Source organism: Pseudomonas parakoreensis (genome assembly GCF_021602155.1).
Classification (GTDB): domain Bacteria; phylum Pseudomonadota; class Gammaproteobacteria; order Pseudomonadales; family Pseudomonadaceae; genus Aquipseudomonas; species Aquipseudomonas parakoreensis.
The window spans coordinates 54595-79230 of record NZ_BQHY01000016.1 but is presented as its reverse complement, the minus strand read 5'-3'; the positions used below and the strand labels follow the sequence as shown (position 1 = coordinate 79230).

22 protein-coding genes are annotated in these 24636 nt (G+C 60.6%); 9 read left to right on the top strand and 13 right to left on the bottom strand.

Annotation, left to right across the window (positions count from 1 at the left end):
- The first annotated feature begins 107 nt into the window (after window positions 1–107).
- The 5 genes from L6D63_RS22595 to L6D63_RS22575 are packed head-to-tail and all read left to right on the top strand — an operon-like array spanning window position 108 to window position 4699.
- Window positions 108–1136: a DUF5924 family protein gene (locus L6D63_RS22595; RefSeq protein WP_047297442.1), complete on the top strand. Its 1029-nt coding sequence runs from the start codon at window positions 108–110 to the stop codon at window positions 1134–1136.
- 54 nt (window positions 1137–1190) lie between these two features.
- On the top strand, window positions 1191–2339 hold the full coding sequence (locus L6D63_RS22590; protein ID WP_131671849.1) for an ABC transporter permease: 1149 nt from the start codon (window positions 1191–1193) through the stop codon (window positions 2337–2339).
- Window positions 2336–3139, top strand: coding sequence for an ABC transporter ATP-binding protein (locus L6D63_RS22585; RefSeq protein WP_047297444.1), 804 nt, complete (start codon window positions 2336–2338; stop codon window positions 3137–3139). Before L6D63_RS22590 ends, L6D63_RS22585 begins: the two co-directional genes overlap by 4 nt.
- A 1-nt stretch (window position 3140) precedes the next feature.
- On the top strand, window positions 3141–4079 hold the full coding sequence (locus tag L6D63_RS22580) for an MlaD family protein (RefSeq protein ID WP_095667914.1): 939 nt from the start codon (window positions 3141–3143) through the stop codon (window positions 4077–4079).
- Window positions 4076–4699: an ABC-type transport auxiliary lipoprotein family protein gene (locus tag L6D63_RS22575; protein ID WP_047297446.1), complete on the top strand. Its 624-nt coding sequence runs from the start codon at window positions 4076–4078 to the stop codon at window positions 4697–4699. Before L6D63_RS22580 ends, L6D63_RS22575 begins: the two co-directional genes overlap by 4 nt.
- Before the next feature lie 140 nt (window positions 4700–4839).
- On the opposite strand, the gene L6D63_RS22570 is transcribed toward L6D63_RS22575, so the two are convergent.
- From L6D63_RS22570 to L6D63_RS22550, 5 genes are all read right to left on the bottom strand, one after another.
- On the bottom strand, window positions 4840–6069 hold the full coding sequence (locus L6D63_RS22570; protein ID WP_041073662.1) for a nucleoside recognition domain-containing protein: 1230 nt from the start codon (window positions 6067–6069) through the stop codon (window positions 4840–4842).
- A gap of 186 nt (window positions 6070–6255) precedes the next feature.
- Window positions 6256–7587: a glutamate/aspartate:proton symporter GltP gene (gltP, locus tag L6D63_RS22565; RefSeq protein ID WP_047297447.1), complete on the bottom strand. Its 1332-nt coding sequence runs from the start codon at window positions 7585–7587 to the stop codon at window positions 6256–6258.
- A gap of 700 nt (window positions 7588–8287) precedes the next feature.
- The gene (locus tag L6D63_RS22560) at window positions 8288–8752 is read right to left on the bottom strand and encodes an inhibitor of vertebrate lysozyme family protein (protein WP_047297448.1); all 465 of its coding nucleotides are present in this window, start codon (window positions 8750–8752) and stop codon (window positions 8288–8290) included.
- A 2-nt stretch (window positions 8753–8754) separates the two neighbouring features.
- Window positions 8755–8919, bottom strand: a complete 165-nt coding sequence (locus L6D63_RS22555; RefSeq protein ID WP_003177151.1) for a DUF1328 domain-containing protein — start codon at window positions 8917–8919, stop codon at window positions 8755–8757.
- A gap of 72 nt (window positions 8920–8991) precedes the next feature.
- Window positions 8992–9276, bottom strand: a complete 285-nt coding sequence (locus L6D63_RS22550; protein WP_095667911.1) for a hypothetical protein — start codon at window positions 9274–9276, stop codon at window positions 8992–8994.
- 426 nt (window positions 9277–9702) lie between these two features.
- On the opposite strand from L6D63_RS22550, the gene algB reads away from it, so the two are divergent.
- Window positions 9703–11049, top strand: coding sequence for a sigma-54-dependent response regulator transcription factor AlgB (gene algB / locus L6D63_RS22545; protein ID WP_047297450.1), 1347 nt, complete (start codon window positions 9703–9705; stop codon window positions 11047–11049).
- 10 nt (window positions 11050–11059) lie between these two features.
- Entirely contained in the window at window positions 11060–12850 is a 1791-nt protein-coding gene (locus L6D63_RS22540) for a KinB sensor domain-containing domain (protein WP_041073672.1), read from the top strand.
- Here the strand turns inward: L6D63_RS22540 and L6D63_RS22535 are convergent.
- The 7 genes from L6D63_RS22535 to L6D63_RS22505 all read right to left on the bottom strand — a co-directional run bounded on the left by L6D63_RS22535 (window position 12847) and on the right by L6D63_RS22505 (window position 20165).
- A complete protein-coding gene (locus L6D63_RS22535; protein ID WP_179295003.1) occupies window positions 12847–14460 on the bottom strand; it encodes an EAL domain-containing protein in 1614 nt (537 codons plus the stop codon). The two genes, L6D63_RS22540 and L6D63_RS22535, sit on opposite strands and share 4 nt — an antisense overlap.
- A gap of 76 nt (window positions 14461–14536) precedes the next feature.
- On the bottom strand, window positions 14537–15316 hold the full coding sequence (locus tag L6D63_RS22530; RefSeq protein ID WP_131671848.1) for an N-acetylmuramoyl-L-alanine amidase: 780 nt from the start codon (window positions 15314–15316) through the stop codon (window positions 14537–14539).
- A gap of 101 nt (window positions 15317–15417) precedes the next feature.
- Window positions 15418–17484: a GGDEF domain-containing protein gene (locus tag L6D63_RS22525; protein WP_131671847.1), complete on the bottom strand. Its 2067-nt coding sequence runs from the start codon at window positions 17482–17484 to the stop codon at window positions 15418–15420.
- Window positions 17481–18359 carry an endonuclease/exonuclease/phosphatase family protein gene (locus L6D63_RS22520; RefSeq protein ID WP_047297455.1) on the bottom strand — a complete coding sequence of 293 codons (879 nt, stop codon included), beginning with the start codon at window positions 18357–18359 and terminating at the stop codon, window positions 17481–17483. The genes L6D63_RS22525 and L6D63_RS22520 overlap by 4 nt, the downstream gene beginning before the upstream one ends.
- 14 nt (window positions 18360–18373) lie before the next feature.
- Entirely contained in the window at window positions 18374–19015 is a 642-nt protein-coding gene (locus tag L6D63_RS22515; protein WP_007962741.1) for a thiol:disulfide interchange protein DsbA/DsbL, read from the bottom strand.
- A gap of 200 nt (window positions 19016–19215) precedes the next feature.
- Window positions 19216–19827, bottom strand: a complete 612-nt coding sequence (locus L6D63_RS22510) for a c-type cytochrome (RefSeq protein ID WP_047297456.1) — start codon at window positions 19825–19827, stop codon at window positions 19216–19218.
- A gap of 32 nt (window positions 19828–19859) precedes the next feature.
- Complete coding sequence (locus L6D63_RS22505) at window positions 19860–20165, bottom strand: c-type cytochrome (protein ID WP_047297457.1); 306 nt, start codon at window positions 20163–20165, stop codon at window positions 19860–19862.
- A 191-nt stretch (window positions 20166–20356) separates the two neighbouring features.
- Here L6D63_RS22505 and yihA point away from each other — a divergent pair, with 191 nt between their 5' ends.
- Complete coding sequence (gene yihA, locus L6D63_RS22500) at window positions 20357–21001, top strand: ribosome biogenesis GTP-binding protein YihA/YsxC (protein ID WP_047297458.1); 645 nt, start codon at window positions 20357–20359, stop codon at window positions 20999–21001.
- Between the two features lie 412 nt (window positions 21002–21413).
- On the opposite strand, the gene polA is transcribed toward yihA, so the two are convergent.
- Complete coding sequence (polA, locus tag L6D63_RS22495; RefSeq protein WP_131671846.1) at window positions 21414–24218, bottom strand: DNA polymerase I; 2805 nt, start codon at window positions 24216–24218, stop codon at window positions 21414–21416.
- A gap of 74 nt (window positions 24219–24292) precedes the next feature.
- On the opposite strand from polA, the gene L6D63_RS22490 reads away from it, so the two are divergent.
- On the top strand, window positions 24293–24589 hold the full coding sequence (locus tag L6D63_RS22490) for a DUF2782 domain-containing protein (protein WP_041073689.1): 297 nt from the start codon (window positions 24293–24295) through the stop codon (window positions 24587–24589).
- The last annotated feature ends 47 nt before the right edge of the window (window positions 24590–24636 follow it).

The following is a 24636-nucleotide window of genomic DNA, read 5'->3' as shown; positions in this document are numbered from 1 at the left end:
CGCTCCCACAGGGGGCTGCGTGATTTTACTGACCGGGAGCCTCGCCACATCGCCCGGCGGGCGGTACTCTGTCGAGGTTTTTTCCCATTCAGTCGTGAACCGCCCACATGCCGAAAATACCCCAGCTGATCCAGCGCATCCTCGAATTGATGAAGCGCTATCCCGGGGTCATTGCGCTCGGCGGTTTCATCTCCGGGGTCGGCAGTTTCATTCTGGTTGATCGCCAGCAAGGGCTGGCGAGCTGGATCACCATCATCATGCTGCTCAGCTGGATCTGGCTGATGCTGGAAAACACCCTGACCGGGCTGTTCACGCGCATCTTCAAGCGGGAAATCCCCCAGCCGCTGCTGCGTTACGCGACGCAGATGATCCACCAGGAAAGTCTGTTTTTCGTCCTGCCGTTCTTCTTCATCACAACTACGTGGAACAGCGGCCAACTGATCTTCACCGGCCTGCTGTGCATCGCCGCGCTGATCTCGATTGTCGATCCGCTCTATTACAAATGGCTGGCGCCACGGCGCTGGGCGTTTCTCGCGTTGCATACCCTGACCCTGTTCGCCGCCCTGCTCACCGCGCTGCCGGTGATCATGCACCTGACCACCGCGCAGAGTTTCAAATGGGCACTGGGTACGGCGGTGGTGCTGTCGTTCCCGAGTCTGGCGTCGATCTTCCCGATCCGCACCGTGCGCAACGCGTTGGCCATTCTGTGCATCACCGTCGGTATCGGCGCGGTCGGCTGGACCCTGCGCTCGTGGGTGCCGCCGGCGACGTTGTGGATGACCGACGTGGCGATCAGCACGCAGTTGCAGGACCGCACGCCTGGCGCCAGCCTCGACGAGGTCAGCGCCGAGCAGATCCGCAACGGCGGTCTCTACGCCTACACCGCAATCAACGCGCCGCGCGGGCTGGATGAACGCATCTACCATGTGTGGCAGTTCGACGGCAAAGAGGTCGATCGCATCGCCCTCGACATCCACGGCGGGCGCAAGGAAGGCTACCGGGCCTGGACGCACAAGCAGAACTTTCCCGGCAACCCGGCGGGCAAGTGGCAGGTGCGGGTGCTGACTGAAGACGGTCAGGTGATCGGCGTGCTGCGTTTCAAAGTGACAGACAGCACAGCGATCAAAGAAAAGTAATCCGGTTCGTGCTATTACGTTAGTTCGCTTAATAGCCGAACAAGCACGGAGCTTATGATCAGCAGCTCAATGAGCGGTAATGCCCAGCTGGACACGTCAATCAGCCCTGCCCGCCTGCGGGTTTCCGGGGACTGGACGCTTGCCCATTACGCCGAGCTCAAGCACCTGACCGAACGACTGACCGGCCAGTACGACGCCAACACCGTGGTCGACCTCAACAGCCTCGGTGCCCTCGACACTGCGGGCGCTTCGTTGCTGGTGGAGCTGCTCGGTTCCGAGCGTCTGGGCCGCTCCGCCGAACACCCCGACTGTACGATTTCCCAGGCTGACCGCGCGCTGCTGCAAACGGTGTATCGCTCGCTGACCGACTTCTGTGTGCCGATCAAGGAGCCGGAAGTCAGCGTCAGCGTGCAACTGTTGACCCGCATCGGGCGCGCGGTGGAAACGGTCTGGCAGGATACCCTGCAAGTGCTGGGTTTCATTGGCCTGATCCTCGAAACCATTGCCCGCAATCTGCTGCGGCCCAAGCGCTGGCGCATCACCCCCGTCGTCGCCCACATCGAACAGACCGGCCTCGACGCCGCGCCGATTGTGGCGCTGCTGACCTTTCTGGTGGGCGCGGTGGTGGCGTTTCTCGGTGCCACGGTGCTGGCCAGTTTCGGTGCGACGATCTTTACCGTCGATTTGGTGGGTTTCTCCTTTTTGCGCGAGTTCGGTGTGCTGCTCACGGCAATCCTGATGGCCGGACGCACCGCCAGCGCGTTTACCGCGCAGATCGGTTCGATGAAGGCTAACGAAGAGATCGACGCAATCCGCACCCTCGGCCTCGATCCGATGGAGCTGCTGGTAGTGCCGCGGGTATTGGCGATGCTGGTGGCGCTGCCGATGCTGACGTTTCTGGCGATGCTCTGCGGGATCATTGGTGGCGGCGTGGTGTGCGCGGTGTCGCTGGGGATTTCGCCGGCGATGTTCCTCTCGCTGTTGCAGAGCGACATCGGCATTCAGCACTTTCTGGTTGGTCTGGTCAAAGCGCCGGTGTTTGCCTTCCTGATTGCGACCATTGGTTGCCTGGAAGGCTTCAAGGTCAGTGGCAGCGCCGAATCGGTCGGCGCGCACACCACGTCCGCCGTGGTGCAGTCGATTTTCGTGGTGATCGTGCTCGACGCGGTGGCTGCGCTGTTCTTCATGGAGATGGGCTGGTGAGTCGTTTACCCCGCGCGCCCTCGGAGGCGGTGATCGAAGTCCGTGGCCTGTGCAATCGCTTTGGCAGCCAGAGTGTGCACGAGAATCTCGATCTGGATTTGTACAAGGGCGAAATCCTCGCCGTGGTCGGCGGTTCCGGCAGCGGCAAATCGGTGCTGCTGCGCAGCATTGTCGGCCTGCGCCGGCCCAGCGAAGGCAACGTAAAGGTGTTCGGGCAGAACCTGCCGAGCCTGTCCGAGCATGAGCGCTCACTGGTCGAGCGGCGTTTCGGCGTGCTGTTCCAGAAAGGCGCGCTGTTTTCCTCGCTGACGGTGACCGAGAACGTCGCCCTGCCGCTGATCGAACACGCCGGTCTGAGCCGCAACGACGCCGAGCACCTGGCGGCGGTGAAGCTGGCGCTGGCCGGGCTGCCGCTGTCGGCGGCGGACAAATACCCGGCGTCGCTGTCCGGCGGGATGATCAAGCGCGCTGCGCTGGCCCGGGCTCTGGCGCTGGATCCGGACATCCTGTTTCTCGACGAGCCCACCGCCGGCCTCGATCCGATTGGCGCGGCGCAGTTCGATCAACTGATCCTGACCCTGCGCGATGCGCTGGGCCTGAGCGTGTTTCTGGTGACCCACGACCTCGACACGCTCTACACCATCACCGACCGTGTGGCGGTGCTGGCGCAGAAGAAGGTACTGGTCGCCGGTCCGATCGACGTGGTCTCGGAAACCGATGACGGGTGGGTTCACGAATACTTCCACGGCCCGCGTGGCCGCTCGGCGCTGGACGCCGCCAAATTGCTCAACGAGGTCTGACATGGAAACCCGAGCCCATCATGTGTTGATCGGCCTGTTCGCCGTAATTGTCGTGGCGGGCGCCCTGCTCTTCGGTCTGTGGCTGGCCAAGTCCAGCGTCGACAGCGAGTTCAAGGATTATGAAATCGTCTTCAATGAGGCGGTCAGCGGTCTGTCCAAGGGCAGCCCCGTGCAGTACAGCGGGATCAAGGTCGGTGACGTGGTCAGCTTGCGCCTCGACCCGAAAGACCCGCGCCGGGTGCTGGCGCGGATTCGTCTGGGTGGTGACACCCCGGTCAAGGAAGACACCCAGGCCAAACTGGCGCTGGCCGGGATCACCGGCACTTCGATCATCCAGCTCAGCGGCGGCACCCCGGAGAGTCCGAAACTGCGCGGACACGACGGCGAATTGCCGACCATCGTCGCGTCGCCCTCGCCCATTTCCCGGCTGCTTAACGACAGCAACGACCTGATGACCGGGGTCACCGCCCTGTTGAACAATGCCAACCAGATGTTTTCCCCGGAGAACGTCGAGCGCGTCAGCAACACCCTGGCGCATCTGGAACAGACCACCGGTTCGATCAACGATCAGCGCGGCGACTTGCGTCAGGCCATGCAGCAACTGGCGAGCGTCGGCAAACAAGCCGGCAGCATGCTCGAGCAAACCTCGGCACTGATGCGCAACGCCAACGGCCTGCTCAACGATCAGGGCAAGCAGGCGCTGGGCAGTGCCGAGCAGGCGATGAAGTCGCTGGAGCAAAGCAGCGCCACCATCAACGGCCTGCTGAGCAAGAACCAGAACTCGCTCGACAACGGTATGCAGGGCCTCAATGGCCTGGCGCCGGCGATCCGCGAACTGCGCGAAACCCTGACCTCGCTGCGTGGCATTTCCCAACGCCTTGAGGCCAACCCCAGCGGCTACCTGCTGGGCAGTGACAAGAACAAGGAATTCACCCCATGAAGCTGACTCACTTCGCCTTCCTCGCCAGTTTTACCCTGCTCTCGGCGTGTTCGATCCTGCCCAAGGCCGAACCTTCGGATGTCTATCGCCTGCCCGCCGCGCAAGCGCCCGCCCCGGCCAGTTCGGCGGCGACCCAGCACTGGTCGCTGCGCCTGAACAAATTGCAGGCCAGCGAAGCGCTGAACCGGCCGAACATCGCGGTGATTCCACAGGGTGACGTGATCAGCAGCTACAAAGCCTCGCGCTGGAGCGATCCGGCGCCGGTGCTGGTGCGTAATCGGCTGCTCGATGGTTTTGCCCGCGATGGTCGGGTGACATTGCTCAGCACCGATGACAGCAACTTCGCTGCGGATCTGGAACTGGGCGGCAGCTTGCAGGCGTTTCAGACCGAGTATCAGGGCAATCAGGCCAGCGTCGTGGTGCGCGTCGATGCGTTGTTGGTGCGCGGCTATGACCAGAAGATTCTCGCCAGTCGGCGCTTTGAAGAGCGCCAACCGCTGAGCGATGTGCAGGTGCCGGCGGTGGTGGCAGGGTTTGGACAGGCCAGTGATCGGCTGACGGCCAAGGTTGTTGCGTGGGCGGTAGATCAAGGCCAGAAAGTCGCCCTTCAGAGACCCTGATCGATCAACATTGCTTTTGTGGCGAGGGAGCTTGCTCCCGCTGGGCTGCGTAGCAGCCCCATCTTTCAGGGCCGCTTCGCGCCCCGGCGGGAGCAAGCTCCCTCGCCACAGAGAAATTGGTCGCCCGAAGCCCTTGTGGGTCAGCCGAAGAACCAGTAGCAGACGCCGATGGCGCCGAGTACGCCGGCCAGTTCGGCCAGCAGCGCGCATCCAACGGCGTGCCTTGCGCGCTGGATCCCCACCGCACCGAAATACACCGCCAGCACATAGAACGTGGTTTCGGTACTGCCCTGCACCGTCGCCGCCACCAGCGCCGGGAAGCTGTCGACGCCGGAGGTCTTCATGGTCTCGATCAGCATCGCCCGGGCGGCGCTGCCGGAGAACGGTTTGACCATCGCCGTCGGCAGCGCGTCGACAAAGCGCGTGTCCCAACCGGCCCACTGCACCAGATGGCGGATGCCGTCCAGGCCAAAGTCCAGCGCTCCGGATGCGCGCAGTACGCCAATCGCACAGAGCATCGCCACCAGATACGGCAGCAGGTTCCTGGCGACGTCGAAGCCCTCCTTCGCGCCCTCGACAAACGCCTCGTAGACCTTGACCTTGCGTAATGCGCCGATCACCAGGAACAGCATGATCAGGCCGAACAGCGTCAGGTTGCCAAGGATCGACGACAGCCCGGCCAGCGCCGTGGCCGACATCGTCGCCAGCAGCGCCATGAAGCCGCCGAGGATCAGCGCGCCGGGAATCAGATAAGCCAGCACCACCGGGTCCCAGATGCGCAGGCGTTGCATGAACGCCACCGAAAGGAAGCCGACAATAGTCGAGCAACTGGTCGCCAGCAGAATCGGCAGGAATACCAGGGTCGGATCCGGTGCACCTTGCTGGGCGCGGTACATGAAGATGGTCACCGGCAACAGGGTCAGGGACGAGGCGTTGAGTACCAGGAACAGGATCTGCGCGTTGCTGGCGATGGTCGCGCTGGGGTTGAGCTCCTGCAGCGCTTTCATGGCCTTGAGGCCGATCGGTGTGGCGGCGTTGTCCAGGCCCAGGCCGTTGGCGGCGAAGTTCAGGGTAATCAGACCGAGCGCCGGGTGCCCCGCCGGGACTTCCGGCATCAGCCGCAGGAACAGCGGCCCGAGGACTTTGGCCAGCCATTCGACGATCCCGGCCTTCTCGGCGATGCGCAGAAAGCCCAGCCACAGGGTCAGCGTGCCGAACAGCAGGACCATGACCTCGACCGAGAGTTTGGCCATGGCAAAAATGCTTTCCACCATCGCTGCGAAAATCCCGGCGTTGCCGCCGACCAGCCACTGCACCAGCGCAGATATTGCTGCCACGACGAAGAAGCCAAGCCACAGGCCATTAAGCATCAGTCAAATCCCCCGGAAGATGCGGCGAATGATAGCGGGGTCGCCAGAAACGACAAACCCCGGATTGCGCCGGGGTTTGTCGGTAAGGCTTGCCTCAATCACCTGTAGGAGCTGCCGAAGGCTGCGATCTTTAAAAGCAAGATCAAAATATCGCAGCCTGCGGCAGCTCCTACAGAGGTTCAGCGATCAGTTCTTGGAGATTTCGCCAGCCGGCAGTTTTTCCTTGCTGCGCCAGTGCGGCAGGGAGTTCCAGTAGCGCTGGCCCTTGGCGTCGTCGTACATGCCTTCCCAACGTGCGATAACCAGTACCGCCAGAGCGTTGCCGATCACGTTCAGTGCGGTACGGGCCATGTCCATGATGCGGTCGACACCGGCGATGAAGGCCAGGCCTTCCAGCGGGATACCAACGCTGCCCAGGGTCGCCAGCAGCACCACGAAGGACACGCCCGGTACGCCGGCGATGCCTTTGGAGGTGACCATCAGAGTCAGCACCAGCAGCAGTTGCTGGCTGATCGACAGGTCGATGCCGTACAGCTGGGCAATGAAGATCGCTGCGATCGACTGGTACAGGGTCGAACCGTCGAGGTTGAACGAGTAACCGGTCGGCACCACGAAGGAGCAGATGGCTTTCGGTGCGCCATAGGCTTCCATCTTCTCGATGACGCGTGGCAGCACGGTTTCCGAGGAGGCGGTGGAGTACGCCAGGACCAGCTCATCCTTGAAGATGCGCATCAGCTTGATCACCGAGAAGCCGAACAGCTTGGCGATCAGGCCCAGCACCACGAAAGCGAAGAAAGCGATGGCGACGTAAACCAGGATCACCAGCTTGGCCAGCGGCAGCAGCGAGGCGAAACCGAAGTTGGCCACGGTCACCGCGATCAGGGCGAAAACGCCGATCGGGGCGTAGTTCATGATCATGTGGGTGACTTTGAACATGCTTTCCGAGACGCCCTGGAACATCTTCACCAGCGGCTCGCGCAGATCCGACTGCAGGCTCGACAGACCGAGACCGAACAGTACGGAGAAGAAAATGATCGGCAGCATTTCGCCGCGGGCCATGGCCGCGAAGATGTTCGACGGGATCAGGTTGAGGATGGTCTCGATGAACGCGTGTTCATGTTGTACTTCGGCGGCGGTCGCCTGGTACTTGGAGATATCCACGGTGCCCAGGGTGCTCATGTCGATGCCGGCACCCGGGTGGAACAGGTTGGCCAGCAGCAGGCCAACGATGATCGCGATGGTGGTGACGACTTCGAAGTAGATGATGGTCTTCAGGCCGATACGCCCGAGTTTCTTGGCGTCGCCCACGCCGGCGATGCCGACGATCAGGGAGGAGATGACGATCGGAATCACGATCATCTTGATCAGACGGATAAAGATATCGCCTGCCGGTTGCAGGACGTTGCTGATCCACCAGGCTTTTTCGGCACTGAAGTGGTTGAGCAACGCACCAATTGCAATCCCTAAAACCAGACCGATGAGGATCTGCCAGGCGAGGCTGAGTTTTGCCTTCTTCATTATCTTTACCCTTACTTGCGTTTGACTCAGGCACATGCAGCAACTGGAACGCTCTTTAGCGGAAAAGTCTGTGCATCTGCCTCCGTATAAGGTGCCCCGAAGCGCGTATTTACGGCTCTTCGGCAGGCGAAAAAAGGCGCAACTATTCCGATGCAAGGTTGCGCCGTCTAATGCCGTAAACGCCTACCCTATGCCGAATCGGCATGAGATTTTTTAAATGAAACTGACGTCCCAAGCGGTTCGATTACGACATTTCAGCCGGCATAAGTGCCGTGAACCCGCCATTTCAGCTTAGGTTGGTTGTTTTTTGAACGAGTGAATTCATCGAAAAATTCAGGAAAAAGCCTACATTTGCAGACTAGAAGTCCCACAGTTTAAAGGGGCTCTTTCTCGATATACGGTCGCCAGGAAACACGGCGAAATGTTTTCGCGCGCAGTCTGAACCATAAAAAGGCGAGCAGGACGCTCTGGATCAATGTTTTGTATCGCGCAAAGCTCAGCGCAAGTCCGTCGAACCGCTGAGGGTCGGCGAACCTGCGTCGCAGCTTTTACCCTGACCCGGCCCTCGCGCAGGCACTCCCTGTACCCGTAGGTCACTCCGACCCTGCAACAGTCAGAACGTCCCGGCCCCTTGGTCATGCGCCGACCTTCCTCGGGCAGGCGCAATAAAGGGCAGCGGGGCGCTGCCCTCATGTTCGAATCAGTACCAGTTCGGATCTTTCTTCAGCGTTTCCATCAACAGGTTCTGCATGCCCTGATCCGGTTTGCCGAGGAAGCGGTAAGTGGCATGTCGCGTTGGCGACTTGTCGGCCGGCAGTCCTTCGGGCACATCGACGAGCATGGCGTAGGCATCTTTTTTGTCGAAGCTGAAAGCCACGATCAAGCGGTGGTTGAGGCACTTGTCTGCGGATTCGCAGAGCGGCCCGACCAGATACTTGTCGCCATCTTCGGTCACGGCATTCATCTGCTGCTCTGGCGTACCGGACAGGTTCATCACCCATTCCGGGAGGCGCTCTTCATGCTTCACAACGCCTTGCCAGGTTTCCCGGTATTGCGGGTCGGAGCTGAGCAGCTCGTTGACCCGCGCCTGGCCATCATTGGCCGCGATCGCCATGGCACTACCGCCCAGAAGCAGGGCGGCTGCCAGTGTCTTTAACGCAATCATCGTTAACCTCGGCCGCGACGGCCAAAGAAGAAGGAAGCGATGAACATCACCAAGAACACGACAAAGAGAATCTTGGCGATACCCGTGGCGGTGCCCGCGATACCACCGAAGCCCAGGACGGCGGCGATGATGGCAATGATCAAGAATGTAATTGCCCAACTCAACATGGTGATTCTCCTTACTTCTCTATTTAGGGATATTGCGTGTCCCGGCGCCAGGCGCCCGAATTCGTTGGTTTGTCAGAAAACCCAGCGCTCTTCACGTGGCAGTTGATCCAGCGGCTGCGGCTGATCGACGTCCATCATGCGCATCGAAGCGCTTTCGGCCTGACTGCTGCTAACGGCACTGAAGTGCGTCTGCGTGCTGTGTTTAATCGAGATCAGCGGCTCAGGCTTCTGGCTGTTTTCCCAGCTCAGGTATTGCTGGCAGGCGATCAGGGTGATCAACAGTGCAAGCACGCCAAACAGGCCTTGCTGGATATGCAGTGGCGAGATACGCACTTGGGCGGCACGTTGGCGAGTCATCCTGGGTTCCTCACTCTTATTCGGTTGGGGCAGTGGAATCTGCCCGGGCTGAATGAGTTATTGCAGGCTGCATGCCAGGTTTTTCATTGAAAAATATTCAATAAAATCAAGAGCTTACAAGTAGTTAAAATTCAGCGACGGACGCATCCTGCACGATGGGTCGTCTACGGTCGTGCGGAATGCACGATTATTTCGTAGGAGATTTCATTCTTATGGAATTGAGAGCACGTCCTGGATGTCAGAAATGTACGCGGGGTTACCCCTGCGAATCGGTGATTGTTTAAAAACTCAACAAAATCAATGGATTGGCCGTTAAGGCAGGAGAGAGCTACCCTCCTATGGCTCGCATCGTTCAGAATCAACCATGCAACTTGCCCGATTTTTCCGGGACTAACCCAAGATCAATCACTATGGAGCGTAGGAAAAATGGAATCTGCCACTGAGCATCAAGGCCGCATTCTGCTGGTGGACGATGAGTCCGCCATCCTGCGAACCTTTCGTTACTGCCTCGAGGACGAAGGTTATACAGTGGCCACCGCCAACAGCGCGGCTCAGGCCGAGGCATTGTTGCAACGTCAGGTGTTTGACCTGTGCTTCCTTGATTTGCGTCTGGGTGAAGACAACGGTCTCGACGTACTGGCGCAGATGCGCATTCAGGCGCCATGGATGCGCGTGGTCATTGTCACCGCCCACTCGGCGGTTGATACCGCGGTGGATGCGATCCAGGCGGGCGCCGCCGATTATCTGGTCAAACCCTGCAGCCCCGACCAGTTGCGTCTGGCCACCGCCAAGCAACTGGAAGTGCGTCAGCTCTCGGCGCGTCTGGAAGCCCTCGAAGGCGAGATCCGCAAACCCAAGGACGGCCTCGACTCCCACAGCCCGGCGATGAAAGTCGTGCTGGAAACTGCGCGGCAGGTCGCTGGTACCGACGCCAACATCCTTATTCTCGGCGAATCCGGCACAGGTAAGGGCGAACTGGCCCGGGCCATTCACGGCTGGAGCAAGCGCGAGAAGAAATCCTGCGTGACCATCAACTGCCCGTCGTTGACTGCGGAACTGATGGAGAGCGAGCTGTTCGGCCACAGTCGCGGTGCGTTCACCGGGGCCAGTGAAAGCACCTTGGGGCGGGTCAATCAAGCAGACGGCGGCACGCTGTTTCTTGATGAGATCGGCGATTTTCCGCTGACTTTGCAACCAAAGTTGCTGCGTTTTATTCAGGACAAGGAATACGAGCGGGTAGGGGATCCAGTGACCCGCCGCGCCGATGTGCGGATTCTCGCCGCGACCAACCTCAATCTTGAGGACATGGTGCGCGACGGGCGCTTCCGTGAAGACCTGTTGTATCGCCTCAATGTGATCACCCTGCATCTGCCGCCATTGCGCGAACGTGCCGAGGACATCCTGACCCTGGCCGACCGCTTCCTCGCGCGTTTCGTCAAAGAGTACGCGCGGCCGGCACGGGGCTTCAGTGACGAGGCGCGCGAGGCGTTGCTGGGTTATCGCTGGCCGGGCAACATCCGCGAGCTGCGCAACGTAGTGGAGCGGGCCAGCATCATCTGCCCGCAGGAGCGCGTGGAAATCAGCCACCTCGGCATGGCCGAGCAACCGGCGAACAACGCACCGCGAGTCGGTGCCGCGCTGAGCCTCGATGAACTGGAAAAAGCCCACATCGGCGCGGTGCTGGCAACGGCAGGCACCCTTGATCAGGCGGCGAAAACCTTGGGCATCGACGCGTCGACCCTGTATCGCAAGCGCAAGCAGTACAACCTGTGAGCGCCCGACGATGAAACTGGCGATGAAGTTGCGCACTCGCTTGTTTCTGAGCATCTCTGCGCTGATCACGGTCGCCTTGCTCGGGCTGTTGCTCGGGCTGGTCAGCGTGATGCAGATGGCCGGTACTCAGGAAGCAACGATCCGCAGCAACTTCGTGACCCTCGACCTGGGGCTCAAACTGCGCCAGACCCTCGGCGATCAACTGGTGCTGATGCTGGCCGAAAAGCCCGACCCCGTCGCGTTCGAAGCGTCAAAGCAGCATTACCTGCAATTGCTGGATGAAGGCATTTCGCAGGAGGCAGAGGGCGATGGCCGACAGTACGGGTTTACCCAGGCCAAGGCTGACTACCTGAGTTTTCTCCAGGCGTTCGAGATGTCGCGTGATCCGGGCAATGTGCTCAGTGGTAACAGCGACCTCAGGGAGCGCTTCAACACCTTGCGCAACGGTTTGATTACCGAGCACAAGCACGCGCTGGACAACATCAACGCAGTGCAGCATGACGCCCGGGAAAGGGCACTGCTGGTCTCCGGTCTGCTCGGGCTGGTGGGATTGGCGGTGCTGATTATCGGCTTCGTCACCGCGCACGCCATTGCCCGGCGTTTTGGCGCGCCCATCGAGGCGCTGGCCAAAGCGGCGGACAACATCGGCCAAGGCAATTTCGAAGTGACGCTGCCGATTTCCTCGGCGATGGAAATGAACCAGCTGACCAAGCGCTTCGGGCTTATGGCCGAGGCGCTGCGCGAGCATCAGGCGACCAACGTCGACGAATTGCTGGCCGGTCAGCAACGCCTGCAGGCGGTGCTCGACAGCATCGACGACGGCTTGTTGATGATCGACCGTGAAGGGCATCTGGAACACCTCAATCCAGTGGCTCAGCGTCAGTTGGGTTGGGACAGTGACCGTCTCGGCCAAGGCCTGGGCACTGCGCTCGAGCGCCCGGAGCTCGACGCGCAACTGCAACTGGTGCTGCGCGGCGGTACCCTTGAGCGCGCCCCGGAAGATTTGAGCATCGAGGTCGATGGCGAATCGCGCTTGCTGACCTACAGTTTGACCCCGGTCAGTCACATCCAGGGGCATATTCTGGGTGCGGTGATGGTGCTGCACGATGTCACCGAGCAACGCGCCTTCGAGCGCGTGCGCAGCGAGTTCGTGCTGCGCGCCTCCCATGAGCTGCGTACGCCGGTCACCGGCATGCACATGGCGTTCGGCCTGTTTCGCGAACGTGCGAAGTTCCCCCCGGAGTCACGCGAGGCGGACCTGCTCGACACGGTCAACGAAGAGATGCAGCGCTTGATGCAGTTGATCAACGACTTGCTCAACTTCTCGCGCTATCAGAACGGCTTGCAGAAACTCACTCTGGCGCCGTGCTCCATCGAAGATTTGCTGGAGCAGGCGCAGTCGCGCTTCGCCGATTGCGCTGCGGGCAAAGGCATTGCCCTGAGCGTCGAAGTGCAAGGGCCGTTGCCGCGTCTGCAGGCCGATCAGGCACAGCTTGAGCGGGTACTCGACAACCTGATCGACAACGCTCTGCGCCATACCGCCCGCGACGGCCAGATTCGTCTGCAGGCGCGGCGGCATGGCGAACGGGTGATCATCAGCGTCGAAGACAACGGCGAAGGCATTGCCTACGGTCAGCAGGGGCGGATTTTCGAGCCGTTTGTGCAGGTCGGGCGCAAGAAGGGTGGCGCCGGGCTGGGTCTGGCGCTGTGCAAGGAAATCGTCCAGCTGCATGGCGGGCGGATGGGCGTCTATTCGCGGCCGGGGCAGGGCACGCAGTTCTACATGGCGCTGGCGGTCTAGGCTTCGTCGTCCAGCCGGCGCCCGGTGAGGCGCCGTCCCCGGGTGATCAGTTCGATGAACTGCACCGCACTCAGGGCTTGGGCAAACAGCCAGCCCTGACCGAACTTGACCCCCTCACTGCTGAGAAACACGGCTTGCGCTTCGTGCTCGATGCCTTCGGCAATCACTTTCAACTCCAGAGCCTGCGCCATGTGAATGATGTGCGGCGCAACGCCGCTGCTGGCCGCATCATGGCCGAGCGCGTCGATGAAGGCCTTGTCGATCTTCAGGCAATCCACTGGCAGCGTCTGCAGGTAGGCGAGGCTGCAATAACCGGTACCGAAGTCATCGATCAGCACTTGATGGCCTACATCGCGCAAGGCTTGCAGGTTCTCCCGCGCCACCACCACGTCGATCAGTCCGCGCTCGGTGACTTCAAAGGCTATCTGTCGCGCGGCGACCCGGTGCAGCGTCAGCAGCCTGGCCATGACCTGGCCGATGCGCGGCACCATCACGTCGCAGGCGGCGAGGTTGACCGAAATGTACAGCTGCGGATTGGCGCGCAGCACCGGTCCCAGTTGTTCCAGCAGCCGTTGCAGGACAAAGTCTGTCATCTGCCGGATCTGCCCGGTGTTTTCCGCCAATGGAATGAACAGGTCGGGACTGGTCAGCGTGCCGTCCGGGCGACGCCAGCGCAGCAGGGCTTCGGCGCCTACGCAATTGCGGCTATCGAGATCGAAGATCGGCTGATACAACACTTGCAGCTCGCCACGTCGAATGGCGCCCTGGAGTTCGGCGTCCAGTGACTGGCGCTGGCGCACCAGCAAAAACACAAAGAATCCGACAAACGCTCCCAGCAGCAGGCAGATCGGCACCATCCACCACCAGACGCTGGGAATATGCATGCCGCTGCGCGGGGTGATCAGCACCAACTGGTATTCCGGATTGTTGGTTGGCATGCGGTAGATCAGCCGTGACTGGGTGACTTGCAGGGGCGCGCGGCTTTTGGGTGGCCACGCTTCGGTTGGTGGCCACGTCTGCGCGGTGCCCAGCACCGGAATCGCCCGTTTGCCGTGGTCCAGCACCACCAGCAGGCTGCTGTCCGGCGGCAGATCGACCATGTCGGTCAAATGCCCGCGTGATGTCGCCACGCGAAAATTGCCGCGCCCGAGCATCAGCGCCGCGCGGTTTTCATCCGGTTCGGTGGTGGTGTTGAGCCAGTAACTGTAGGTCGGTCCTTTGATATCCGGTGCGCGAACCACCGACAGTCCTTCCTGACGGGGCCGGTTGGAGCATATCCGCGCACCATCCATGTAGGCCGCTTCATAGACGAAGCGATAGTTGAAGGTGACCTGTTGCAGGGTGGCGATCATTTCCTCATCGCAACTGCGCAGCGGCTGCGCTTCGAGGTCATCGAGACTTTCGCGCAATTGCCCGAACAGCTGCTCAAGGCGTGCCAGAAAACGCTCGCCCTGGGTGTTCATTTCCTGGCTTTCGTTCTGTTCAATCTGGCGCATGGCGACGAACATTCCGCCGGCTATCAGCAATGCAACACTGAAGACAGCCGCGATCATCGCCAAAAACCACGGGCGATAAAACCAGCTACGCAGCGTCGCTCGGGTAGCAACCATCATGGAATATCCGAAGAATTACCAATGAGTTATAGCTGCTGATTTCGTTTTCGCCCTGACCGTCGGGCGGGCGTCATTATTTTGTCTGATTGAGGACCTGCAACAACGCTGCCGTTTGTGCGTCCGGTGTGCCGTCGAAGCGTGAAGGGCGAAAGTGCATCTGGAACGCTGCCAGGACATGGCGGGTCGCTACGTCCAGCTCGCCGGTCTGCGGAGTGTCATAACCGAAGCGCGCCAGTTGCGCCTGGAACCAGCTGATGCTCGGCAGTTCGGCGTTGAACTGCAGCTGTTGCCGGGCCACCGCTTGTTCGTTGGGCCATACGCCCAGGCCTTCGGCGGCCAGACGTTTCCATGGGAACAAGGGACCCGGGTCGAGTTTGCGCAGGGGCGCGATGTCGCTGTGGCCAATGATATGGCGCTGGCTGATGCCCTGGCGCTGGCTGATGTCCTTGAGCAGGACGATAAGCGATTGAATCTGCGCTTCGCTGTACGGGTACCAGAGGCGCCCGGTCGGCGTGTCCTTGAAGCCCGGATTGACGATTTCGATGCCGATCGAGCTGGAGTTTAGCCAGGTACGGCCCTGCCACTGGCTCTCGCCGGCGTGCCAGGCGCGCTGGTTTTCATCCATCAGTTTGTAGATGGTACCGCCTTTGTCGTCGCCGATCAGATAGTGGCTGCTGACTTCGCCGTGGGTCAGCAGTTGCAGCGAGCGGGCGAGGGAAGCGGAGGTGTAGTGCACGATCACGAATTGCACGCGGCTGTCGTGATTGGCCGAAGGGTGGCTGGTGTCATAACGCGGGCCGCTGGCACAACCGGCCAGAACGAGCAGCGACGCGAGGAGGGCGAAAAATTTCATGGCAGAAGGCAGTACACGCAAGACAATAATGCAACAGTGTAACGTACTGCCTTGCCTATCGACGCCTGACGGGCCGATTTAAACAAAATGGAACAACTTGCTCAGCCCAGTTCGACTCGGTTCCGTCCGCCGTTTTTCGCCCGGTACAGCGCCTGATCGGCTCTTTTAAGCACCAGATCGCTGTGTTCTCCCGGCTTGAACGACGCCAGTCCCATGGAAATGGTGATCGTCACCCGTTCACCCTTGAAGTGAAACGGGCACGCTTCGATGGCCGCTCGCAGGGTTTCCAGCAATTTGGCGCCGACGGTCGGCGTGGTGGCTGGCAGCAGCAGAACGAATTCCTCTCCGCCGAAACGAGCAATGAAATCCGCCCCACGCAGACGTTTGCGCAGCACCGTGGCGATGATTTTCAATACCTTGTCGCCCGCCAGATGGCCGTAGTTGTCGTTGATGCGCTTGAAATGATCGAGGTCGAGCATCGCCAGGCTCAAGGTGTTGCCGTGTTGTTGCCATTGCCTGATCTCGTGTTCCAGCCGTTCGCTCCAGGCAGCGCGGTTGGGCAGGCCGGTCAACGGGTCAATCAGGGCTTTCTGTCGCTGTTCTTCCAGATGTTCGCGAAAGCCCAGGGCTTCCTGCTCCATGTGCGCCACACGTTCGGCCAGGCCTTTGAGACGTGCTGCCACTTCCTGCTCGCGGGCATCGCGTTGTTGCTGATGCTGGTCCATGGTACCGAGCAGGCCTTCGAGATGGTTCTCCAGCACTCGCTTGAGATCATCCAGATCGGCCGCTTCCTGCACGCTGGTCTGCAAGCCGTCGACTTGCTCGCGAATCTGCGTGTCCATTGCCCGGGCTGCCGAGCTGTTGTCGGCATGGCCCTCGCTGGCGGCCTGCAAATTGCTCTGGAATGCTTCGAGGCGTTCGTTGAGCCGCTGCAGATAGGCTTCGAATTCGTGTTGGCCGCTGTCGGTGATTGCCAGCATCAAGGTGGCAAGGTCGTCGAGAATGGGCAGGAGTTCGTACCAGTTCAGGCCATTTTTCAAGCGATCACGCATGGCCTCGGCTTGCGGGCGATGGCGCTCTGGCAAGGTCAGATCGTCGAGCAGCCCGATCAGCGTGTCTTCGATGTGTTTGGCCACCGAGCTGTAGGAAGGCTCCGGCGAATCGGGCAGGGCGTAAAGAATGTCTTGCTCGGGCTGCTCCGGATCGATGGCAGCCAAGGCTTGGGCAATCGGGGCAGGCAGGGGCAGGCTGTCGAGGAGCAAGGGGGCCGGGGCGTCGCCCGGGTGGATCAACTCGTCAGGGTTGATCGCCGCTATGAAGGCTGGTGGCGCAAGCGGCGGGGCCAGAGGTTCGAGGGGCGGTTTGAGTTCAGGCAGTGGTTCGGGCGCCGTCTCGATGGCAATGACCGGCGGCACAAATGACACCACGGACGATTCGGCCTGCGGTTGCGCTGCAGGTGCCTGTTGAGGGCTTGCCTCTGCCGGTTGCAATAGAGGCGCGGCGCTGACCGGTGCCGGAGTCGGTTCGCCTGTTGGCGTCTGTGCGGGCTCGACATCAGGTTCAGTGTTGGCTGATGGCGGCGCTGGTATTGGCGCAGGCGCTTGAGGTTGCTCCGGGCCCTGCGTCCCTGGCGTTTCTTCGGCTTCGCGATTGCCAAACAGGCGTTGCAGAAGGCCCGGGCGTTCTGGCGCGGGTGGGGTTTCCAGCTGGCTCAACGCTTTGCCCTGCAAACCGCTGAGTTCGCTCAGCAGCAGCGGCATTTCCCGCGCCTGGCCGACCCGACTGTCCAGTTGCTTGGCGAATTTCTTCAGCGGCTGGGCGACTTCCCGCGGCAGTGGCAACGCTTGCAGTTGGGTAACCAGTGCGGTCAACGCGGTGCTGACCTGATCAATGCGGGTTTCGCGGCGCTGCTCGGAGTCGAGTACGGCTTTCTCCAGGCGCGGCAGCAGGGCGGCGAGACCAGCATCCATGTCGTCGGTGCGCACCACGTCGCGCATCTCTTTCATGCACTGATCAACGACCTTGTCGGTGCCTTCAGCGGCCAGCGTACTGCGTACCAGACCGCGGCGCAGCAAGTCGAGACGGGCGGCCCAGCGCCGTTCGAGCTTGTCCTGCTGTTCGATACTTTTGAGGTACTTCTCTTTCCAGCGCTGGGCGTCGTCGCTCATTCAGGGGTTCCGCGAGGGGCAGGACTCAACGCGGGCAATGCATCGGCCGTGAGCGAACCCGGCAGACGAATCTCTACCGCGACCGGCAGGTGATCGGAAATGGGTTGGGCCAGCACTTCGACCTTTTCCAGAGTCAGGGTCGGGCTGAGCAAAATATGATCCAGGCAACGTTGCGGCCGCCAGCTGGGAAACGTGGCTTGCATCTGCGGGGCCAGCAGGCCGAGATCGCGTAACGGTGACTGTTGTAGCAGATCGCTGGCATGGGTGTTCATGTCGCCCATCAATACCTGGTGCTTGTAGCCACCGATCAGGTCCCGAATGTAGGCCAGTTGCAGGCTGCGCACCCGGGCGCCGAGGGCCAGGTGCATCATCACCACCACCAGCGCTTCCGGGCCTTCGCCAAAGCGCAGCAGGATTGCGCCGCGACCTTTCGGGCCCGGCAGCGGATGGTCTTCGATCGCCCACGGCTTCAGTCGACTGAGCACGCCATTGCTGTGCTGGGCCAGCCGGCCGAGGTTGCGATTGAGTTGTTGATACCAGTAAGGGAAGGCGCCGAGGTGGGCCAGGTGTTCGACCTGATTGACGTAGCCTGAGCGCAGGCTGCCGCCATCGGCTTCCTGCAGGGCGACCAGGTCGAAGTCGCCAAGCAGGTCGCCGATCTTCTGCAGATTGCCTGAGCGCCCCGTGTGCGGCAGCAGGTGCTGCCAGCTGCGGGTCAGGTAATGCCGATAGCGTTCGGTGCTGATGCCGACCTGGATGTTGAAGCTGAGCAAGCGCAGACGATGGTCTGCGGGCAAGCCCGTGGACTCCAGGTGATGCTCGTTGACCTGCGGATCATGCAGGCCAACGATGCGTTCGGTGCCCCAGCGGCGCATGGCAATGACCGCGCTTAGTTGGCAGCTGCCTTGTTGGCCGCTCGCTCTTTGGCGACCAGTTGATCAGCCAGCTTCAAGGCTTCTTCCGCACCACCGGCAGAGCCGATGTCGAAGCGGTATTTGCCGTTGACGATCATGGTTGGCACGCCAGTGATTTCATATTTCTTGGCCAGCTCACGCGCCTTGACGATCTGCCCTTTGATCGCGAACGAGTCAAAGGTGGCGAGGAACTTGTCCTTGTCCACGCCTTGTGTGGCGAGGAAGTCAGCCATGTCGTTCTTGTCGGTCAGCTTCTTGTGTTCTTTCTGGATCGCATTGAATACCGCAGCGTGAACCTTGTGCTCGACGCCCATTGCTTCCAGGGTCAGGAACATTTGACCGTGAGCATCCCACGGGCCACCGAACATGGCAGGAATGCGTACGAAGTTGACATCGGACGGCAGTTTTTCAACCCAGGGATTGATCACCGGCTCGAACGCGTAGCAATGCGGGCAGCCGTACCAGAACAGCTCCACGACTTCGATCTTGCCAGGCTCTGCCACCGGCACCGGGTTGGCCAGTTCGACATAAGGGGCAGCGGGTGCTTCGGCGGCCTGGGCGGTCACGCCGAAAAGGCTGGCAGCGACGAGAGCGGCGCTGATGATCAGATTACGCATGCTTTACTCCTGGACAATTTTGGTCGCCTCGCGCGACCTGTTTTCAGACAGATCCTGGCGGGCATGAGTTCTGTAGTGTAACGGTAGCGGCCACAAAAAAGGGCGGCCAAAGCCACCCTTTTTATACTTGTTGCGACGGATTAATCGAGCGTTAACGTTGCAGGAGATGTCCATCACCGGTAACGCTCGATGCAGGGCGGTTAGTGCAGGCCCTGAATGTAGCTGGCGACCGCAGCAATGTCTTCGTCGCTGAGTTTGCGTGCGATGGTGCGCATCGGCATGGAATCGCCGTCGTTGGCGCGACCGCCTTCTTCCTTGCGGAAGTCGGTCAGCTGTTTGGCGACGTATTGAGCGTGTTGGCCTCCCAGGTGCGGGAAGCCGGCGGCGGCATTGCCGGCACCCTTCGGCGAGTGGCAGCCGGTGCAGGCTGGCAGGCCTTTGTCCAGGTTGCCGCCACGGAACAGGGCTTCACCACGGGCGACGATTTTTGGATCGGCGGCGCCGACGCTGCCCTTCTGACTGGCAAAGTAAGCGGCGATATCGGCCAGGTCCTGATCGCTCAGGTTGGTCAGCAGACCGGTCATTTCCAGAACCTGGCGTTTGCCCGACTTGATGTCGTGCAACTGCTTGTCGAGGTAGCGTTCACCTTGACCGGCCAGTTTCGGGAAGTTGGGTGCCATGCTGTTCCCGTCCGGGCCATGGCAGGCTCCGCACACGGCAGCTTTTGCCTGGCCGGCTGCTGCATCACCTGCAGCATGGGCGATGCCGGATATTCCCACGGTCAACAGCAGACTCACGATCAATTTGTTCATCAGCTAATCCAACTACGGCTAAGGGTTAAGAGTTATGGACCGGGTTTACTCTCGCTCATCCAAAGGATGATGGCCTGGTAATCCTCGGCACTGCAGTCCATGCACAAACCACGCGGCGGCATCGCCTTGAAACCCTGGGTCACGTGTTGCACCAGCGTCTCCATACCTTTCGCCAACCTCGGCGTCCAAGCTGCCTGATCGCCTCTTTCGGGCGCCATGGGTAGTTGGCCGGAATGACAGGCACCACAAACACGGTTGTACACGGCTTCCGGTTCCTGTGTAGCCTGTGCGCCGTAAAGCGGTATCAGGACTCCGGCAGCCAGCAGCCATTTCGTCATAAAACGACCTTTTCAGGGTTGAGAGCGTTCTGCGTTCTGATGCGCAATCAAGGTCTTTGGCTCTCGTGAACTTCATCCTTCGCTGGGACAAAGCACACACAAAATCTGCGGCATTATATACTGGCGTCACTGAAACGGAAGCGACACCGCGTTCCGCGCCCAATCCCGGCGCCGCCCACATCGGAAATCCCATGCAACTCAAGAATCCCATCCTCGGCCTGTGCCAACAGTCCACGTTCATGCTCAGTGCCGCCAAAGTCGATCAATGCCCTGACGACGAAGGCTTCGAAGTGGCGTTCGCCGGTCGTTCCAACGCCGGTAAATCCAGCGCGCTGAACACCCTGACTCACGCCAGCCTGGCGCGCACCTCGAAAACCCCAGGTCGCACACAGCTGTTGAACTTCTTCAAGCTAGACGATGAACGGCGTCTGGTCGACCTGCCGGGCTACGGTTATGCAAAAGTACCGATCCCGCTCAAGCAACACTGGCAGCGTCACCTCGAGGCGTACCTCGGTGGCCGGGAGAGTTTGAAGGGATTGATTCTGATGATGGACATCCGTCATCCAATGACCGACTTCGACCTGTTGATGCTCGACTGGGCCGTCGCCGCCGGCATGCCGATGCACATTCTGCTGACCAAGGCCGACAAGCTGACCTACGGCGCCGCCAAGAACACGCTGCTCAAGGTGCAGTCGGAAATCCGCAAGGGCTGGGGGGATCTGGTGACGATCCAGCTGTTCTCCGCGCCCAAACGCATGGGCCTGGAAGAGGCCTACACTGTGTTGGCAGGCTGGATGGAACTGGCAGACAAGGGCGCTGAAGTACCAGCTGAATAATCGGATTGTGGAAAATTGGTTGTAGTGCGGTCAGGCAAGGCAAAAGCGTTACTAAAAAGCGGAGTTTAGGGGACCTAAATGAGCATTTTTAGTAACGCTTTTAACGCAGCATGACCGCGCTACAGCCGATTTTGGGGCAAAAAAAGCCCCGGACTTCATATGGGGAGGGAGAAGTTCCGGGGTTTAAGTTCCGAACCGCTAGGGCGGGGTTCAGATATCTGCCAACACTTAACACAACATAGGAGCATCGAAGGGCTTCACCAGCCATTCAGTATCTCTGAGTAGTGAGTTGTCAGATTAGTTCAGATTTTTTTCAAAAAGCTTTGGAATAACCCCAAGCGCGATTCGAAATAAGGCCATTTCGGGCGTTTGCCGCGACAGTGTGTCGCGGCAAACGCCCGGTCCAGACGCCTTAGTGCGCCTCATCCCAGTTGTTGCCGACGCCGACTTCCACCAGCAACGGTACGTCCAGTTTCGCCGCTTCGCTCATATGCAGGCGAATTTCCTGACTCACCTGCTCAACCAGATCCTCGCGAACCTCCAGCACCAGTTCGTCGTGTACCTGCAGGATGACCTTGGCGTCCAGCCCGGACGCTGTCAGCCAGTTATCCACCGCCACCATGGCTTTCTTGATGATGTCGGCGGCGGTGCCTTGCATCGGCGCATTGATCGCCGTGCGTTCGGCGGCGGCGCGTTCCTGCGGCTTGTTCGAGTTGATTTCCGGCAGGTACAGGCGTCGACCGAAGAAGGTCTCGACGTAACCCTGATCCGCCGCCTGCTTACGGGTGCGCTCCATGTATTCGCGCACACCGGGGTAGCGGGCAAAGTAGGTGTCGATGTAGGCCTTGGCGGTCTTGGTGTCGACGCCGATGTCCTTGCCGAGCTTCTGCGCGCCCATGCCATAGATCAGGCCGAAGTTGATCGCCTTGGCACCTCGGCGCTGGTCGGAGGTCACTTCGTTGAGCTCGACCTTGAACACTTCGGCAGCGGTGGCGGTGTGCACGTCCAGATTGTTGCGGAAGGCGTTCATCAAGCCCTCGTCCTTGGACAAGTGGGCCATGATCCGCAGTTCGATTTGCGAATAGTCCGCCGCCAGCAACTTGTAGCCTTTCGGCGCGACGAACGCCTGACGAATGCGGCGGCCTTCAGCGGTGCGCACCGGAATGTTCTGCAGGTTCGGATCGCTGGAAGACAAGCGTCCGGTGGACGCCACAGCCTGATGGTACGACGTGTGGATACGTCCGGTGCGCGGGTTGATCTGCTCCGGCAGGCGGTCGGTATAGGTGCTTTTCAGCTTGCTCATGGAGCGATGCTCCATCAGCACTTTCGGCAGTCGATGATCGTCTTCGGCGAGTTTCGCCAGCACTTCCTCGGCGGTCGATGGTTGGCCCTTGGCGGTTTTCTTCAAAACCGGCAGGCCGAGTTTTTCGTAGAGGATCACGCCCAGCTGCTTCGGCGAGCCGAGGTTGAACTCTTCCCCGGCGATCTCGAACGCTTCGCGCTCCAGTGCGACCATCTTGTTGCCCAGCTCGATGCTCTGGATGCCGAGCAGTTCGGCGTCGACGAACGCACCCTGACGCTCGATCCGCGCCAGCACCGGTACCAGCGGGATTTCGATGTCGGTCAGCACGCTGGCCAGGCTCGGGATCGCGCTGAGCTTTTCAAACAGGGTCTGGTGCAGGCGCAGCGTAATGTCGGCGTCTTCGGCGGCATACGGGCCGGCCTGCTCCAGAGCGATCTGGTCGAAGGTCAACTGCTTGGCGCCTTTGCCGGCGATGTCCTGGAAACTCACGGTGGTGTGATCCAGGTACTTCTGCGCAAGGCTGTCCATGTCGTGGCGGGTGGCGGTGGAATTGAGCACGTAGGACTCAAGCATGGTGTCGAAAGCGATGCCGCGCACGGTGATGCCTTCGTTCTGATCGCCGCCGATGGCGCAGTTGGCCAGAATGTTCATGTCGAACTTGGCGTGCTGGCCGACCTTGAGTTTGTTCGGGTCTTCCAGGATCGGCTTCAGCGCGCGCAGCACAGTGTCGCGATCCAGTTGCTCGGGCACGCCGATGTAGGAATGGGTCAGCGGGATGTACGCCGCTTCGTTGGCCTGAACCGCGAACGACAGACCGACCAATTGCGCCTGTTGCGCGTCGATACCGGTGGTTTCGGTGTCGAAGGCGAACAGCTTGGCGTTGTTCAGTTTTTCCAGCCAGACATCGAAACGCGCCTGATCGAGGATGGTTTCATACGCGGCTTCAGCGGGGGCGACGGGCGCTTCGACTGTCGTCGCGCTGAACAGATCGCCCGCCGGCGCAGGCTCGGCGGTCGCGCTCAGCTCCTGGCGCTTGGCGTCGCGATCGAGGTCATTCAGCCAGCTCTTGAATTCCAGCAGGGTGTACAGCTCGTAGAGCTTGGCCGGGTCTTCCGGGCCCATTTGCAGATCATCGAGGCCAATATCCAGCGGTACGTCGACCTTGATCGTTGCCAGCTGATAGGAGAGGAAGGCCATCTCCTTGTGCTCTTCAAGCTTGGCCGGCAGGGTCTTGGCCCCGCGAATCGGCAAGGTCGGCACGATGTCGAGGTTTGCATAAAGCTCGGTGAGGCCGCCGTTAACGCCGACCAGCAGGCCGGACGCGGTCTTCGGGCCGATGCCGGGAACGCCCGGGATGTTGTCGGAAGAATCGCCCATCAGCGCCAGATAATCGATGATCTGCTCCGGAGCGACGCCGAATTTCTCCTTTACGCCCTCAACGTCCATCGAGCTACCGGACATGGTGTTGACCAAGGTAATGTGGCCGTCGACCAATTGCGCCATGTCCTTGTCGCCGGTGGAAATGATCACCGGGCGAGCGGCTGCCGCGCTGCTGCGGGCCAGGGTGCCGATCACGTCGTCTGCCTCGACGCCCTCCACGCACAACAGCGGGAAGCCGAGAGCAATCACGCTCTGGTGCAGCGGCTCGATCTGCACGCGCATATCGTCGGGCATGCTGGGGCGGTTGGCCTTGTATTCGGCGTACATCTCATCGCGAAACGTCCCGCCCTTGGCATCGAAAACCACGGCTAACGGGCTGTCCGGATACTGCTTGCGCAGACTCTTGAGCATGTTCAGCACACCTTTGACCGCACCGGTCGGCAGGCCTTTGGAGGTGGTCAGCGGTGGCAGTGCATGGAAAGCGCGGTACAGGTAAGACGAACCGTCCACCAGGACGAGGGGGGCTTGGCTCATGAGCAGAATCAACCTTTTCGGCGGGCCCGGCGCTAGAATAGCGGGACCGTTGACGACAAAGGGACAAGGTTATCATGCGTACGTTAAATCGCTTGCTGCTGGTCGGTTTGATTGCTGTCTCACCATTGGCCGCGATGGCGGCGGATGATGCGCCGTCGAAGGAGCCGGAAGTTACCATTAACACGCACACCGAGGGCGACAAGGTCATTCAGGAATACAGCCGCAGTGGCTTCGTTTATGCGATCAAGGTCACGCCGAAGGGCGGCAAACCGTATTTCCTGGTGCGCGCCGATGGTTCGGACGTGAACTACATCCGTTCCGACCAGCCGGATATGCTGATTCCGTCGTGGGAAATCTTTACCTGGAAGTAAGATTCCTGACTTTTTAATCGGCGCCGCTTGATCGCGGCGCCCGAACT